At 40.8% G+C, this 16,239-nt stretch carries 9 protein-coding genes; all 9 read left to right on the top strand.

Annotated elements, in window-relative coordinates; translation table 11 throughout:
* Positions 1 to 74 precede the first annotated feature (74 nt).
* The 9 genes from JIG41_RS12585 to JIG41_RS12625 all read left to right on the top strand — a co-directional run bounded on the left by JIG41_RS12585 (position 75) and on the right by JIG41_RS12625 (position 16,238).
* Positions 75 to 2,159, top strand: a complete 2,085-nt coding sequence (locus JIG41_RS12585; protein ID WP_199524852.1) for a DUF1302 domain-containing protein — start codon at positions 75 to 77, stop codon at positions 2,157 to 2,159.
* Between the two features lie 12 nt (positions 2,160 to 2,171).
* Positions 2,172 to 3,536, top strand: coding sequence for a DUF1329 domain-containing protein (locus tag JIG41_RS12590; protein ID WP_065979990.1), 1,365 nt, complete (start codon positions 2,172 to 2,174; stop codon positions 3,534 to 3,536).
* 123 nt (positions 3,537 to 3,659) lie between these two features.
* The gene (locus JIG41_RS12595; RefSeq protein WP_036968692.1) at positions 3,660 to 4,664 is read left to right on the top strand and encodes a YCF48-related protein; all 1,005 of its coding nucleotides are present in this window, start codon (positions 3,660 to 3,662) and stop codon (positions 4,662 to 4,664) included.
* Complete coding sequence (locus JIG41_RS12600; RefSeq protein WP_199524853.1) at positions 4,664 to 6,988, top strand: RND family transporter; 2,325 nt, start codon at positions 4,664 to 4,666, stop codon at positions 6,986 to 6,988. The genes JIG41_RS12595 and JIG41_RS12600 overlap by 1 nt, the downstream gene beginning before the upstream one ends.
* Before the next feature lie 212 nt (positions 6,989 to 7,200).
* The gene (locus JIG41_RS12605; RefSeq protein ID WP_036968686.1) at positions 7,201 to 12,039 is read left to right on the top strand and encodes an NAD-glutamate dehydrogenase; all 4,839 of its coding nucleotides are present in this window, start codon (positions 7,201 to 7,203) and stop codon (positions 12,037 to 12,039) included.
* 113 nt (positions 12,040 to 12,152) lie between these two features.
* Complete coding sequence (gene pyrD, locus JIG41_RS12610; RefSeq protein WP_065979872.1) at positions 12,153 to 13,163, top strand: quinone-dependent dihydroorotate dehydrogenase; 1,011 nt, start codon at positions 12,153 to 12,155, stop codon at positions 13,161 to 13,163.
* A gap of 128 nt (positions 13,164 to 13,291) precedes the next feature.
* Positions 13,292 to 13,822 carry a cell division protein ZapC domain-containing protein gene (locus JIG41_RS12615; RefSeq protein ID WP_036968679.1) on the top strand — a complete coding sequence of 177 codons (531 nt, stop codon included), beginning with the start codon at positions 13,292 to 13,294 and terminating at the stop codon, positions 13,820 to 13,822.
* A gap of 78 nt (positions 13,823 to 13,900) precedes the next feature.
* Positions 13,901 to 16,018 (top strand): bifunctional 23S rRNA (guanine(2069)-N(7))-methyltransferase RlmK/23S rRNA (guanine(2445)-N(2))-methyltransferase RlmL, encoded by a 2,118-nt coding sequence (gene rlmKL / locus JIG41_RS12620; RefSeq protein ID WP_199524854.1) that lies wholly within the window; start codon positions 13,901 to 13,903, stop codon positions 16,016 to 16,018.
* Complete coding sequence (locus tag JIG41_RS12625; RefSeq protein WP_036968675.1) at positions 16,011 to 16,238, top strand: glutaredoxin family protein; 228 nt, start codon at positions 16,011 to 16,013, stop codon at positions 16,236 to 16,238. The genes rlmKL and JIG41_RS12625 overlap by 8 nt, the downstream gene beginning before the upstream one ends.
* Position 16,239 lies beyond the last annotated feature (1 nt).

Below are 16,239 nucleotides of genomic sequence, written 5' to 3' on the forward strand. Positions count from 1 at the left end.
CGCTTCTATCGTTAGAAAGATTCTAAAAACAACAATTTGATCACAAAACAACCCGTTACAGGGGGATGAACACAATGATAAAAAGATCGCTTTTTGTTAAAAACAAAATAGCTTTGGGATTCGCGGCGGCGACTCTGGGACTCTCAAGCACAGCTTTGCACGCGGCCACTTTTCAATTAGGTGATTTTGACGTACGTTTTGACTCTAGCTTTTCATATGGGCAGAGTATTCGAGTCGAAGACCGTGACTTTGCAATTATAGGTAAAAGTAATAACCCATCATTTGATTGGTCGGGCTATCATCCTGCTTTAAATCCTATTTACTCTTCTTCTGATGTATGGAACCAGCCAGGCGCTTATTCAAATAATGGCGATGCTGGTAACCTTAACTTCGACAGTGGTGATTCTTTTTCAAAGCTGTTAAAAGGCAACCACGAGTTATCGATTAGTAAAGATAATTACGGTCTTTTTACCCGTTTCATGTACTTTTATGATTTCGCGTTGATGGATGGTGACTTTGCATATAGTAACCCAACATCAGGTAAGAAAGTTGACCCCTGTGATGATGACGACACCAAAGAGCAAGTATGTGCCGATTTACGCTTACTTGACGCGTACGTCTGGGCGAACTTTGACCTTAACGAAGGTCGAAACCCGCTATCTATTCGCTTAGGTCAGCAGGTCGTTAACTGGGGTGAAAGTACCTTAATTTCTCACGGTATCAACGTAAACCCGGTTGATATTGACCGTTTGAAAGCGCCAGGTGCGGAGTTAAAAGAAGCATTCATACCCGTTGGTATGCTATGGGCTTCATTAGGTATTACCGATAATATTACCCTTGAAGGTTTTTATCAGTATGAATGGCACGAAACGCGCCTTCCTGCTGCAGGTACTTATTTTTCAACGAATGATTTCGCGTCTGAAAATGGCTACCAACAAAATATCCAGCTTGGTTTTACATCAAACCCTGATATCGATTTAGCTTTCTTAACAGACAGCTTAAATAGTTTAGATGATATTGTGCGCTCGCAAGGTATCGATCCTGAATCGCCGCAAGGGCGAGCAATGATGGCACAAATGTACCTGGCATTCCCGACCAAAGTTGCTTTAAAAGGCAAGGGGGATGCGGGTAAAAATGAGCCTGATGATGGTGGACAATACGGTTTACGTTTAGGTATGTACTTACCTGAACTAAACGATACAGAAGTCGCCCTTTACCATATTAACTATCACAGCCGCCGACCTGTCATTTCTGGTCAAGTATCTAACTTTACATCGCCAGCATTGACTGCTGATATTGGTATGTTATTAACTTCTGAAATAACAGAAGATAATGTTACAAGTCTTCAAGCATTCACTAAAGGGCAATTAGAGTACCCTGAAGATATTAAGCTGTACGGTTTAAGCTTTAATACAACCGTGGGTGAGACCGCACTTGCGGGCGAATTTGCCTTCCGTCAAGATGAGCCACTGCAAATAGATGATGTTGAATTATTATACGCTGGTATGCCTGAGCAATTAGCTGTTGCGGGTATTCGTCCTGATTTTGCAGGTATTTCGCAAATGAGCTTAGGCGATGCGACCAGTGTCGTTGGTCCTGGTGAAGTTGCACAAGGCTATATTCTTCGTAATACAGCTCAGCTTCAGTTTACTGCTACCCATTTATTTGGCCCATCTCTTGGTGCTGATAGTTGGGCTGTTGTGGGTGAAATTGGTGGTGTTCGTATTAATGATATGCCGGAATACGATGAGTTACGCTTGAATGTTGCGGGTACGGGTCGAAGCGGTATCATGCAAGGCCCATTAGGTGATGATTATTCGACACTCCACCTCGGTATTTCAAACGGCCCTGAGACAAACCCATTTCCAACTGCGTCTGCGTGGGGTTACCGCTTAATCGCTAAAGGTGATTACTTTAATGTCTTTAACGGGGTGAATTTCTCACCACGTTTCGTATTTTCACACGACGTGAATGGTATTACACCTGACCCGATGTTCCTGTTTGTTGAAGATCGTAAGTCACTGGGCGTGACGATGAACTTTAACTATCAAAATGCGTGGTCATTCGACTTTAGCTACAACTCTTTCTGGGGTGGTGGTGCGACGAATACTTTCTCTGACCGCGATTATGTTTCTTTCAATATTAAATATTCAATTTAAGGGTAAATTATGATTATTAGAAAACCTACCCTCATTGCTGCAGCGTTTTGTAGCGTTTTTGCAAGCAGCAGTGTGCTTGCAAAAATTACCGCTGATGAAGCGGCACGTTTAGGTACAGATTTAACACCCATTGGTGCAGAAAAATCGGCAAACAAAGATGGCTCTATCCCTGAATGGACAGGCGGTATTACAACGCCTCCTGCAGATTACAAACCGGGTATGCATCACCCTGATCCGTTTGCAGATGACAAGGTATTATTCACCATCGATAAGTCGAACGTCGATAAATACAAAGATCTCTTGAGTCCTGGTCAAATTGAGTTATTCAATACATACCCTGACACATTTAAAATGAACATTTATCCAACCCGTCGCAGTGCTTCGTATCCTCAGTTTGTATACGATGCTACTAAAAAATACGCGACTACGGCTGAATTAGTTGAAGGCGGTAATGGTATTAAGAACACGGCAGTAGGCGTGCCATTCCCAATTCCTAAAGACGGCTTAGAAGCAATTTGGAATCACCTATTACGTTTTCGTGGTTTAGCCGTAGAGCGTTATGCTGGACAAGCAGCACCGACGGCATCAGGCTCGTATAATTATGTAGGTTTTGATGAACAGTTGTTAGTTGAATACTCAAATCCAAAGTCGACACCTGAACAACTTCAAGAATCAAATATTCTATTTAAGTTTAAACAAAAGGTAACAGAACCTGCTCGTCTTGCTGGTACCGCATTGCTTGTTCATGAAACAATGGACCAAATCTTAACGCCACGTCAAGCATGGACCTACAACTCAGGTCAACGTCGTGTTCGTCGTGCGCCAAACGTAGCCTATGATGCACCGGGTACTGCAGCAGATAGCTTACGTACAACCGACGACTTTGATATGTTTAATGGTTCACCAAATCGCTATAACTGGACATTAAAAGGCAAGCAAGAGCTTTATATTCCTTACAATAGTTATAAGCTTCATAGCGACAAGTTAACCTACGATGATATTTTACAAGCGGGTCATATTAACCCTGAACATGTGCGCTATGAAAAGCACAGAGTATGGGTTGTAGAAGCGAACCTTAAAGAAGGCACGCGTCATATTTATAAAAAGCGTGTGTTTTATATTGACGAGGATAGCTGGCAAGTTCATGTAGCCGATATTTATGATAATCGCGATCAAATGTATCGTGTTGCAATGTCGCATGGCTTGAACTACTACGAAGTACCTACGCATTGGAGTACGCTAGATGTATACCACGACTTAAATTCACGTCGTTATTTAGCGATTGGTTTAGATAACCAAGAAAAAATGTATGACTTCTCAAAAACATTAAACGACAATGAGTTTACCTCTAGCGCATTACGCCGCGAAGGTCGTTAATCTACACACTAGGCACCTGGAAACAGGTGCCTCTTGCAATGTAGGCAAGTCAACGTATGAAAGGTGTAATCACGATTATGTTGTTGGCTTGCTTTTTTATTCTATCGAAGGCGATTTATCTTTATGAAGTATTTGCTTTATGCTTGTCTTGCTTATAGTGCTTCATGTTTTGCTCAAGACATGCCACAGCCTCAGCAGGCAATTTCTGCTGTTAACGCAGACAAAACCCTTCTTACTGATATTGAGATATCAGGCAATCAACTCATCGCAGTTGGTAAACATGGTGTTGTCATCACGAGCTCAGATGCACAGCAATGGCAACAGGCGAGTGTACCTACACAAGTGTTATTAACGGCAGTGAACTTTTATGACACGGATTTAGGATGGGCCTGTGGCCATGATGCAACCATTATTAATACGACGGATGCTGGTAAAACATGGCAATTGCAACAGGCATTGCCCCATATGGATAAGCCGTGCCTAGACATTTTATTTACCTCAGCGCAGCATGGCTACGCAGTGGGTGCTTATGGGATGTTTTTTGAAACGAATGATGGCGGAAAAAACTGGAATAAACGGTTTTTAGACAGCTTATTATTTGAGGATGATCGTGTTTATTTAAACGATCTTAAAAACAATGATCCTGAAGGATACGAAGCTGAAACAGCATCAATCCTGCCACATTTTAACCGTATTGTTAACGTTGCAGACCGTTTAATGCTCGTAGGTGAAATGGGTTTAATGGCGCAAAGCCTAGACAATGGTCAAACATGGCAGCGTTTAGAAGAAATATATATGGGTTCTTTCTTTACGTTTGCGTCAACTGCACAAAGCGGTGGCGAAGATCTTGTTGCAGGTCTACGAGGAAATATTTTTACACGCCAAGCGCAATCTCAAGAGTGGCTACAAGTTGACTCTGATAATCACGCTACCGTTAATAGCGCAATTAATTACAAAAATGAATGGCTATTATTCGCAAACAGTGGGGTTATTTTTCATATCAAAGATGGTGAGCTAACAGAAGAGCAGATGGCTGATGGTAAATCATTACTCGATGGCGTTGTATTTCAGAATAAACTGGTTATGGCTTCTGAAGATGGCATTAAAGTGAAGGAGTTGAATCAGTAATGCGTGGCTTTTTAGATTTTTTAGAAAAGGCGGTGTTTCGTCATCGTCTATTTGCGATTATTTCGTTTGCAGTAATCACTTGTTTTTTATTGTTTAAAGCAACACAAATTCAACTCGATGCGTCGTTTAATAAGAATATTCCACTAAACCACGAATACATGAAAGTGTATACCAAACATGAAAAGCAGTTTGGTGGTGCAAACAGCATTTTAATTTCAGTGTGTGATGCTGAGGGCGATATATTTAATGAGGAGTTTTTTACGCAGTTAAAAGCTGTTCATGACCAACTTTACTTTATTCCTGGGGTAAATCGTCCGCTAGTAAACTCAATTTTTGCTCCTAGTGCACGTTTTGTAGAAGTGGTTGAAGACGGCTTTGCCGGTGGCCCAATTATTCCAGCCAACTTTACTGCTGATAAACAAGGTTTAGCAGTTGTAAAAGAGAATATTGAAAAAGCAAAAGTTGTGGGGCGCATGATTGCGAGTGATTATTCATGTGCGATGGTGACAGCACAGCTACTTGAATTTGATCCCCAAACGCAAGAAAAACTCGATACCCTCGCATTTGCTGAAAAATTAGAAACACAAGTACGCGAACCGCTCAGTACAGACAAAGTCAGTATTCATATTATTGGCTTTGCGAAAATGGCGGGTGATGTTGCAGAAGGTGCGAAAGGCGTGGTGCTGTTTTTCGCTATTGCTATCGCATTTACATTTATCATGGTGTGGTTATTCTGCCACAGTTTAAAACTAACAATTTTGCCGATTGCTTGTTCAATTATAGCGGTCATCTGGCAGCTTGGTTTACTGTCAAGTCTTGGCTTTGGACTTGATCCAATGTCAATCCTAGTGCCATTTTTGGTGTTTGCTATTGGTGTAAGCCATGGCGTGCAAATGATCAACGACATTGGTAAAAAAGTGTGCACCGGCAGCAATACACGCGTGTGTTGTCAGGCAAGTTTTAGGGCCTTATTAATTCCCGGTGGTATAGCGTTGTTATCTGATACGATTGGCTTCCTAACATTATTAACCATTGATATCGGTATTATCCGAGAGTTAGCGATTACAGCGAGTTTGGGTGTGGCGGTGATTATATTCACTAACTTGATCCTTCTGCCTGTTTGGGCGTCTTACATGAACTTTGAAGGCTCGGTGCGTATCCAATCTGGTAACCACACAGACAAACCAAACATGCTGGATACCTTGCGTGAAATTTTGGTTAAGACAACTGAGCGTAAGACCGCAGCTGTCATCATTGTTTTAACGGCACTCCTCTTTGCAGTCGGTTACTGGCAGGCAGATAAAATGCGTATTGGTGACTTGCACGCCGGCGCACCTTCACTGCATCAAGATGCGCGATATAATCAAGACACCTTCTTGATTTCAGATAAGTACACGATTTCATCTGATATTTTAAAAGTGATTGTTGAAGCATATCCTGCAGCGTGTACAGAGCATGATGTAATGGAGCGAATCGGTCGTTTCCAATGGCAAATGGAAAATGTAGCTGGCGTACAATCAGCAGTGAGTTTAAGTAGCGTTGCTCAGTCGGTTAATGCTGGTTTTAATGAAGGTAATTTAAAATGGCAAAGTTTACCGCGTAATACCGCAAGCTTAGTGCAATCGACATCGCGTGTTGAGACCAGCTCTGGTTTTTTAGATGGTAACTGTTCAGTGATGCCTGTAATCATTTTCTTAAATGACCACAAAGCAGAGACAATTGATCATGTTGTCGCAAAGGTAAAAGAGTTTGCAGCTCAAGAGCAAACCGATAAAGTGCAATTTAAGCTAGCTTCAGGCCCTGTTGGGGTAATGGCTGCAACAAATGAATCTGTGTCGGCTGCACAATTACCGATGATGCTCTATGTTTATGGCGCAGTTATTTTACTTTGCTTAGTGAGTTTTAGGAGCGTAAAAGCCACAGTAGCCGTGGTACTGCCGTTGTATATCGTATCAACACTTGCGCAAGCATTAATGGTGCAATTAGAAATAGGCTTAACGGTATCAACCTTACCTGTTATCGCATTAGGGGTGGGGATTGGCGTTGATTACGGAATTTACATTCTGTCATCGATGATGTCACAGTTAAAACGTGGCGTCGCATTAGAAGTCGCTTACCGTAACGCCCTTGTTGAACGAGGCAGTGCAGTACTCTTCACAGGTATCACCTTAGCGATAGGGGTGAGCACGTGGATTTTCTCTGATCTGAAGTTCCAGGTGGATATGGGTATTCTGCTTACCTTTATGTTCTTAGTGAATATGTTAGGTGCAGTGCTGCTTTTACCCGCGATTGGTAGCTTCCTCTGGACTGACCAGAAAAAATAATGTAAATAATTGTGCTCCGATATGGCCAGGAATGGCCATATATATCTATATTTTGTGAATAGATGACCAAATAGCTGAAAAGCTTAAAATGATTTCATCGAAAAGGCTGTTTATTAGCTGTAAAAGAGTTAGAATTTACCTGACTCCACGCTAATAAATGGCTGTACAAATATTCTACTAATCAATAAGTAGTATAGATTAAGGAACATACAATGACACGAAATGAAGGGCAAGCCTCGGTTATCTTAGATAATGTCTGTAAGCTGATCCAGAAAAAAGTTCACGCTGATAATGTGTTACTCGTTGAGAAATTCGCCAAAGCCTTGTACAGCAATATGTCTAAAGAGGATTTGGCACATCGCAACGATAGTGACTTATATGGCGCTGCACTAAGCCTATGGAACTCGCTAGAAAAAAATAATTCTGATGACGCGGTTGTCCGTGTCTTCAATCCTGAAGTAGCAAAAGATGGCTGGCAGTCATCGCACACAATTGTAGAAATTATCGCTAAAGATATGCCTTTCTTAGTTGATTCTGTGCGCATGGCCATGACCCGCGAAAACATCGCTTCTCACTTGCTACTTCACTCTCCGCTTAAAATTCAACGTGATAAAAACGCAAAAATCACGGGTATTTCTAGCTTAAAAGCAGAGCAAGAATCAACGTCTACAAAAACGGTATTCTTTATCGAAATTGATCGTCAAACAGACGCAAAAGTGATTGAATCGTTTAAGAAAGAGCTTGAATCTGTGCTTGTTGATGTTTCTGTTGCTGTAGAAGATTGGCAGCCAATTCGTGAAAAACTAATTGCTGTAACGAAAGACTTACCGAAGCGTCACCATAATAATAAAGAAAGTGAAGTTTCTGAAACGGTTGAGTTTTTAGACTGGTTAGCGAAAGATAATTTCACTCTAATGGGATACCGTGAATACGAGCTTTCGCCAGTTCAAGGCGACTATCAGTTAAAAGGTAAAAAAGGTACTAGCTTAGGTTTGATGAAAAACTCAGACGAAGAGCACAGCCGTCTTTTATCTGAGTTACCTGAAGTGGCGCGTCAAGAAGCGCGTAGCAATAACTTACTCATCTTAACAAAGACGAACTCAGTGTCTCGCGTTCATCGTCCTGCATACATCGATTATGTAGGCATTAAACGTTTCGATGACAAAGGTAACGTGGTTGGTGAAGACCGTTTTATCGGTTTATTCTCATCAAGTTTTTATAACAACAGCGCCGCTGATGTGCCAGTACTAAAAAGTAAAATCAACCGCATTATGGAAATGTGTGATTTTGCGAAAGGTACGCATGCATACAAAGCCGTGTTAAATATTTTAGAAACGTACCCGCGTGATGAGCTTGTACAAGCACGTGAAACCGAGCTGCTAGAAGTTGCAATGGGCGTGTTACAAGTACAAGAGCGTGATATGTGTCGCATTTTTGTTCGTAAAGACGCATACGGTCGTTTCTTCTCGTGTATGGTTTATGTACCGCGCGAGCGTTACAACACCGCACTTCGCCGTGAAACACAAAGTATTTTAGCGAATGCATTTAATTCTGACGAAAAAGTCGAATTTACTACTTTCTTCTCTGAGTCGACATTAGCCCGTACACACTACACGGTGCGTGTGACTGACAATAATATTGAATATAACGTGAAAGACATCGAAAATAACCTAATTGAAGCGGCCCGTACTTGGGAAGATAGATTACAATCTGCATTACTTGAAAGTGCAGGTGAAGCACGCGGTAAAGAATTAAACCGTAAATATGCGCAAGCTTTTGCAAGTGCGTATAAAGATCAAGTTCTTCCAAGCGCTGCAGTTGTTGATATTGAAAAGCTTGAGCTTCTTAGCGACGAAAACAAATTAGAAATGTTGTTCTACCGTCCGCAAGAAGAAGCGAATACCAATGTTGTACGCTTAAGCTTGTTCCATAAGGATGAGCCTATTCATTTATCTGACGTCATGCCAATGTTAGAAAACTTTGGACTTCGCGTTGTAGGTGAAACGCCTTACTCAGTAAAAACAACTGATGGTAACGTTAATTGGATCATGGACTTCACCATGCTAATTGACAACAAGGGTATCGCTGACTTTGATAAAGTGTCAGCTCGATTCCGTGCTGCATTAACAAATGTTTGGAACAATCGTTTAGAAAACGACGGCTTCAACCGTTTAGTATTAATGGGTGGCTTAACAGGCCGTGAAGCATCAATTTTACGTGCTTACGCGAAATATATGCGTCAAATTGGTGTAACGTTCTCGCAAACTTACATTGAAAGTACTTTTGCTAATTACCCGCATATTGCATCGCAAATCGTTAATTTATTTACTAAGAAGTTCTCTGTTAAGAACCCTGGTAGCGAAAAGACGCTTGAGAAACTGATTAGTCAAATTTACCTTGAGCTTGAAAACGTTGCTAACCTAGATGATGACCGTATCATTCGTTTATACGTTGATATGATTAACGCGACACTGAGAACTAACTTCTTCCAAAAAGAAGCTGATGGCCAATTTAAGTCATATGTATCGTTCAAAGTACAGCCTTCTATGATCCCTGAAATGCCACTACCGCTTCCAGCGTTCGAGATTTTCGTTTACTCGCCGCGTGTTGAAGGTGTGCATTTACGCGGTGGCAAAGTTGCGCGTGGTGGTCTGCGTTGGTCAGACCGTCGTGAAGATTTCCGTACTGAAGTATTGGGTCTTGTTAAAGCACAACAAGTTAAGAATACAGTTATTGTGCCAGTAGGCTCGAAAGGTGGTTTCGTTTGTAAGCAACTTCCAACAGACCGTGAAGCATTTTTTAAAGAAGGCCAAGAGTGCTACAAAATCTTTATCCGTGGTTTATTAGACATTACAGATAACATTGAGCGTGGCGAAATTGTTCCGCCTGTTGATGTTGTCCGTCATGATGAAGACGACCCATATCTTGTTGTTGCTGCCGATAAAGGTACTGCTACATTCTCTGATATCGCAAATGGCATTGCTAACGAGTATAACTTCTGGCTAGGTGATGCTTTCGCATCAGGTGGTTCAGTGGGTTATGACCATAAGAAAATGGGTATCACTGCAAAAGGTGCGTGGGAATCTGTTAAACGTCATTTCCGCGAAATGGATATCGACTGTCAAACAACAGATTTCACTGTGGTGGCCATAGGTGACATGGCGGGTGACGTATTTGGTAATGGTATGTTGCTTTCTAAGCACATTCGACTGCAAGTGGCGTTTAACCACATGCACATCTTTGTTGATCCTAACCCTGATGCAGCGACGTCATATCCAGAACGTGAGCGTTTATTCAATCTACCACGTTCTTCGTGGGAAGATTACAATAAAGATCTTATTTCACAAGGGGGTGGCGTTTTCTCTCGTGCCGCTAAATCAATTAGCTTAAGCCCTGAAATGAAGAAAATGCTTGGCACCAAGAAAGCGAGCATGACACCTAATGAGTTAATCAAAGCTGCCTTAATGATGGAGTTTGATTTACTGTGGAATGGTGGTATCGGTACTTACATTAAGAACTCTAAAGAAACAGATGCAGATGTGGGCGACCGCGCGAATGATGCATTACGTATTAATGGTGCTGAACTTGGTGCGAAAATCTTAGGTGAGGGTGGTAACTTAGGTGCGACGCAACTGGGTCGTATCGAATTTGCTGCCAAAGGTGGTCGTGTAAATACTGACTTTATTGATAACGTGGGCGGTGTTGCCTGTTCGGATAACGAAGTTAACATCAAAATCTTATTAAATGGTTTAGTGGCAGAAGGTGACTTAACACGTAAACAACGTGATGAGTTACTGTATTCAATGACCGATGAAGTGTCACAACTAGTCATTAAAGATTGTTACCGTCAAACGCATACACTGTCTATTACTCAGTCTAAAGGTACGTCAACACTTAAAGAAAAAGTACGCTTTATTCATGCACTTGAAAAAGATGGCAAGTTAAATCGTGCGATTGAGTTCATCCCAACAGATGAAGAATTAGCTGAGCGCGCAGCCGCAGGTAAAGACTTAACTCGTCCTGAGCTGTCTGTGCTTGTTTCATACGCGAAAATGGTTCTTAAAGAGTCTCTTGTTGTTGAAGAGATCACAGAAAACCCTTATTACCGTCAGTTGTTAGTTAATTCATTCCCAGTGCCACTTCGCGAGAAGTTTAACGACGCAATGGATAACCACCCTCTTCGTAAAGAGATTATTGCAACTAAACTTGCCAATAATATCGTAAATGATATGGGCCTTAACTTCATGGTTCGTATGAATGAAGAAACCGGTGCAAACGAAGCTGAAATAGCACTGTGTTATTCAATCGCTAAAGAAGTGTTCCAGATGACAGATACGTGGTCATCAATTGTGGCGCTTGATAATAAGATACCAGCGGCAGTTCAGACAGAAATGCTGTATCAATTACGCCGTACTGTACGTCGTGCAACACGTTGGTTCTTACGTCACCGTAATAAAGCACAAACGATTGAACAAGCAATTGAGTTCTTCTCACCCACATTCGCCGATTTAAGCGAAAACTTAAACAGCTACATGGTTGAGAAAGAAAGCGAACGCTTAGTTAAAGCAGCAGATAAATTGATTGATAACAATGTGCCAAAAGCACTGGCTACGCGCATTGTCTCACTTTCAAGCTTATTCTCTGTAATGGACTTAGCTGAAATTGCTAATAACTCAAATTGCAGTATCGACATGGTGTCTAACACTTACTTCAAGCTGGGTGCACGTATGGGGTTACATTGGTTCTTAGACCAAATTACCAATCAACCTGTTGCAAACCATTGGCAAGCACTTGCTCGTGCATCATACCGAGAAGAGCTTGACTGGCAACAACGCACATTGTCAGCGGTTGTGTTAAATAGCTTTGTTGGTGACAACAAAGATGTAGACGCACAAATTGACGAGTGGATGGATAATCAAGAGTTGTTATTACAACGTTGGAAACAGATGTTATCTGAGTTTAAGACATCGCAAAGCCATGATTTTGCGAAGTTCTCAGTGGCACTTCGTGAACTAATGTTGCTAAGCCACAACTGTGACACTTCCAAATAAATGAAAAGTCGTTAAAATACATACCCCAGCTCGCTGGGGTATTTTTTTGCCCTTAATTTGCAATGTACCGTTTTAATAAAGCTACACTGTTTATTTTACTTAAGGAACAAACCATGTTTTATGATCTAGCTCGCCGTTTTATGTTTACCCGTGATGCGGAGTGGGCTCATGAATTTGCACTTAATAATTTACGTCGATTTGCGCATACTCCATTGAGTGCAGCATGGTCACAAACAGTCCCTAATAAACCTGTTAATTTTCTTGGCTTAGAATTCAAAAATCCGGTGGGTCTTGCAGCTGGGCTAGATAAAAATGCCGAGTGTATTGATGCTTTTTCACAAATGGGATTTGGTTTTGTTGAAGTCGGTACAGTGACACCTCGTCCACAAGCCGGTAATGACAAACCACGTATTTTCCGCTTACCTCAATCAAATGCGATCATTAATCGTATGGGCTTTAATAATAAAGGAGTCGATAACCTTGTTAATAATGTTAAAGCTGCAAAGTATGATGGCATTCTAGGTATCAATATTGGCAAAAATAAAGACACACCTAACGAGCAGGGTAAAGACGACTATATCCACTGTATGCGCAAAGTATTCGAATATGCATCGTACATTACGGTCAATATCTCTTCGCCAAATACGCCAGGATTGCGTGATTTACAGTACGGTGAAGCGCTAGATGATTTATTACAAAGCCTGAAAAATGAACAGTTGGATTTGGCTGCAAAACATAATAAGCACGTGCCAATGCTTGTCAAAATAGCGCCTGATCTTGATGCAGTACAGATTTCACAAGTCAGTGACTCATTGATCAATAATAAGATCGATGGTGTTATTGCGACAAATACCACACTTGAACGTGCAGCAGTTCAAGGACAACAGTATGCAGATGAAGCTGGGGGCTTATCGGGGCAACCTGTACGTGCTCGCTCAACCCACGTCGTTAGTGAGATAAAGCGTCTAACTGAGGGTAAGTTACCTATTATTGGTGTTGGTGGAATTGATGATGCAGAATCAGCAAAAGAGAAGTTTGCTGCCGGTGCAGACCTCGTTCAAGTTTACACGGGTTTCATTTATAAAGGCCCAGAATTGGTAAAAACGATCCTAAAAGGCTTATAAGGATCAGTTATCTAAGCAATTGATCATTAATAAAATGTTCTAAAAAATCATTTTATTAATGGTCTGCTTTAGTTATACTTATGTGCTAAGTATGCAGGAATTTTTTATTTTTAGTAGAGGGAGGAGTCATGTTACAAGCATCAAAGCAATGGAAATGGCTTGCTTGTTCTAAAAATAATCGTCTTTTGGTTGACCTTGACCAAAATATGCAGCTATGCACGCCTTACAAACTTCGTCAGCTCACTGATGCTGTCTTGTGTGAACCAAATTTTAGCCTCGAAGACGCTGATTTTTACCAACAAGTCTATCAATATCTTGAGACATTCTCGCTCTGGAGCCCTGCGCAACTTTGCCAAATTGCTTTGAACGCGACTGCGGTTAAATTTCATTTAAAACCAGTGCTTGCTAAAAGTTGGTTTTTTCATGAGTACCATGGCAGTGAACCAAGTGTTGAAGCGGTTGTTAAACTTTGCTCACACGCCCAAGAAGGTGAGTTTTTAATTGTTGATCATTGCAGCGATGCGTCTGTGTGTATTAACTTAAGTGAGCACTTTCAGTTAGATGAAAATCTATCGTTGCAGCAATTTGAAGCTATCAAAGTGCTAAACAATCGTATCTTTCCTGTTTATATCCAACAAAAACAGTTTAAATCTGCTTAATATCCCTTTAAATGATGGCGTTTTTGTTCGCTAAGCTATGCTATAATCCTGCGCAATTAGCATTTAAGGGTTTTTACTTTGCAATTTATCGCACTTACTTCTATCGGAATCGAAAATTTACTTGTTGAAGAGTTAACAGAGCTTGGCGCAGAAGTCTCAAAGCAAACTGTTGGTTCTGTCCGTTTTGAAGCTGACAGCTTATTAGCACAAAAAATTTGTTTATCGAGTCGGTTTGCGACGCGAATTCTAATGTTGATAGAAGAGAAAGAAGGCGTTAAAGACAAAGATAGCCTGTATAATTTTGCACGATTGCAGCCATGGCAAGAATGGTTTGGGCCAAAACAGACATTCGCTGTTGATTTTACGGGTACGAATGATTACTTAAAAAACACGCAGTTTTCTGGTTTAGTAATAAAAGATGCAATTGTTGATTACTTTGCTGACTTGTTCGAACAGCGTCCAAATGTTGATAAATACAATGCTAATGTGCGTGTTGTTGCACGATTAAACCGTCATGGTGTGGCGTTGTATATTGATTATTCTGGTCCTCGTTTGTCTGAACGTGGATATCGTCAAGATCAAGGCAAAGCCCCCATAAAAGAACACTTAGCAGCTGCACTTGTAAAACGCAGTGGCTGGCTTGAAAATGTTCAACAACCATTATTCGATCCATGTTGTGGCTCTGGTACTATTTTGATTGAAGCGGCTAGTATGGCACGAAACGAAGCACCTGGTTTATTCCGCGAAGGCTTTGCATTTGAGCGCTTACCTAGTTTTCGAATTCAAAAGTATAAAGAATTAAAAGCAGAATTAATGGCACAAATTACAGAGCCTAAATTGTGGTTAATTGGTCATGATATTGATGCCTCTGTTATTGCAAAAGCACAAGAAAATGCTGAGCGAGCAGACCTTGCAAGCGTGATCAAGTTCAAGCAAAGTGATGCTACAAAACTGACTAGTGTTGCTAAGTTGCCCGGTGTTGTGATTTCGAACTTACCTTATGGCGAGCGACTCGGCTCAATGGCTGAGCTGGTTAACTTGCATCGTAGTTTAGGCGTGGGCTTTAAAAAGCACTTTAATCATTGGAAGTTAGCTTTATTAGGCACAGATGAAAGCTTATTTAAATTATTGAAGTTAGTAAAACTCAAACGCTATAAGTTTAAAAATGGCCCATTAGATGTCGTGCTTAATCTCTATCAACTGGACGATAAACAAGTTGAATTAAGTAAAGAAGATAAACCTGCACTTAACTATGAAGGCTCAACAGCATTTGCTAATCGTTTAAAGAAAAACAAGCAGAACCTAAAAAATTGGCTAAAACAAAACGAAGTAAGTTGCTATCGTGTTTACGATGCAGATATTCCTGAATACAACGTCGCTGTTGATGTATATGATAACGCCGCGGTTATTTTCGAATACGCCGCCCCGAAAGAAATTGATGATAGTACAGCGCAAAAACGTTTGCAAGATGTCATAAGTTTAACCGCTGAGCAATTAGATATAGCCGCTGAAAATATTGCAGTAAAAGTTCGCAAAAAACAAAAAGGCGAAGAGCAATACACCAAAGTTTCAAAACAAAATCGCACCCAAGTGGTTGAAGAATTTGGCGCTAAGTTTAAAGTGAATTTGTTTGATTATTTAGATACGGGTTTATTCCTTGACCACCGCTTGGCTCGTCGCTACATTCAGAAAAATGCGAAAGATAAACGCTTTCTAAATTTATTCGCTTATACCGGTAGTGCATCTGTGCATGCTGCAATGGGTGGTGCAAAAGCGATTACCACGATTGATATGTCGAAAACCTATTTAAAATGGGCACAAGAAAACTTTGACCTGAATGGTATTAGTAATACTCGTTATCGTTTTGAACAAGCAGATTGTTTAAAGTGGTTAGAGTATGCGCAGGGCCAATATGATCTTATCTTTTTAGATCCGCCAACGTTTTCGAATTCAAAACGCATGAAAGATGCTTTTGATGTTCAACGCGACCATATTAAATTATTGACTTGGGTAAAGAAAATTCTAAGTCCAAATGGCACATTAATTTTCTCTAATAACAAACGCGGTTTCACAATTGATGAAGTGGGTCTGATGGGCTTAGGGTTAAAAGCAGAAAATATTTCAGCGAATACCTTATCTCCAGACTTTAAGCGTAATAAGCAAATTCATAATAGCTGGCTAATTACTCATGGCTAAGTTTACTTTGTATCACACAGATGGTTGTCATTTGTGTGAATTGGCCGATGAATTATTAGTGGCTGCAAAGGTAAATTTTGTAGCGCACGATATTATGGATGATGAACAGTTAATCAGTGCGTATCAAACGAGTATTCCAGTTGTTAAAAAAGAAAATGGTGAAACACTATATTGGCCATTTGATGAATTACAGTTAGCAAAATTTATTGCTGATAATTAAG

Source organism: Pseudoalteromonas sp. bablab_jr011 (assembly GCF_016464045.1).
Classification (GTDB): Bacteria; Pseudomonadota; Gammaproteobacteria; order Enterobacterales; family Alteromonadaceae; genus Pseudoalteromonas; species Pseudoalteromonas lipolytica.